The following is a 1,235-nucleotide window of genomic DNA, read 5'->3' as shown; positions in this document are numbered from 1 at the left end:
CTGTTCTGGTCAACAATTCCGGACACTTAAACTTGCTAAGTTTTCATATTGAATCGGCGATAAATCATCGTTAGATGAGTGAAGCCGGTCCAAATTGTAATATTTCATATAAGCCGCCACATCACGTTTCATATGGTTACGACTTGGTTGATGGGTTTTAAATATCCAGTCATGCTTCAAACTACCAAAAAAACGCTCAACGACCGCATTATCCCAGCATGCACCCACATCACCCATTGAAGCCCGGATGCCGTATCCCTGAAGTAGCGCACGATAGCGCTTACTGGTGTACTGCGACCCTCGGTCACTATGAAAGACAAGTCCTTTAGGCGGCCGCCTAACGTTGTATGCCTTGATCATTGCTCGGCTAATTAAACTGGTAGTCATTCGCTTATCTATGGCCCAGCCAACGATACGACGGGAGTGCAAGTCCATAACAACCGCTAAATATAACCATCCTTCTGCTGTTTTCAGATAGGTAATGTCCCCAGCCCATACTTGATTCTTATCGACAGGATTGAAATTCTGATTCAGAAAATTATCCGCTACAGCATCGCCGTGTTTACGTTTTGTAGTTACTTTGTAAGCTACCCTTTGCTTAACGGTCAGCTTGAGCTTTTGCATGATGTTCATCACTCGGTAGCGAGTAATAATAAAACCTTCAGCACGTAGCTTCTTAGCGAGCTCACGGCTGCCCAGACTCTCACGACTCGCAGTAAATAAAACTTTAGTTCTGCGATATAGATGCAGCTCTTCTGCCGTAATTATTTGTGTAGAACGCGCCTTCCACGCATAGAAGGCCGACCTACTAACCCTCATTACCTGACATATTATCCGCACGGGATAGAGGCCGGAATTTTCCTGAATGAAGCGGTACTTCACTTCATTTCTTTGGCAAAGAAGGCACTGGCCTTTTTTAAAATCTCTTTCTCCATGCGCAGCTCTTTGTTTTCTTTGCGTAGGCGCTGCAGTTCAGATCGCTCATCCTCAGCTAGGTCTTCCCTTTGTCTTTGCTGCTCAACTTTATCTTTCCAGCGATACAAAACATTACTAGCGATTCCCAGTGATTTCGCGGCCTCTGGTACTGAATAGCCTTGTTCCTTAACGAGCGCAACAGCCTCTTCTTTAAATTCTTGTGGGTATTGCTTGTAACTGCGTTTCTGACCCATGACGACACTCCAATGATTGACGGTTATTGTCTCTTATTAAAGTGTCCGGTGTATTCAACCAGAACA

General features: G+C 44.7%; 1 protein-coding gene. It reads right to left on the bottom strand.

Going from position 1 to position 1,235, the window contains the following annotated elements; translation table 11 throughout:
- Positions 1–9 precede the first annotated feature (9 nt).
- Positions 10–1,169, bottom strand: a protein-coding gene (locus tag A3773_RS16760; protein ID WP_156473564.1) for an IS3 family transposase whose coding sequence is annotated in 2 segments (ribosomal slippage) — positions 10–920 and positions 920–1,169 — 1,161 coding nt in all. Because the reading frame shifts where the segments join, the coding sequence is not laid out codon by codon here.
- Positions 1,170–1,235: the final 66 nt, after the last annotated feature.

The organism is Neptuniibacter pectenicola (assembly GCF_001597735.1).
GTDB lineage: Bacteria > Pseudomonadota > Gammaproteobacteria > Pseudomonadales > Balneatricaceae > Neptuniibacter > Neptuniibacter pectenicola.
Note: the sequence above shows the minus strand (reverse complement) of the source record. Positions and strands in the feature narration are given on the sequence as shown.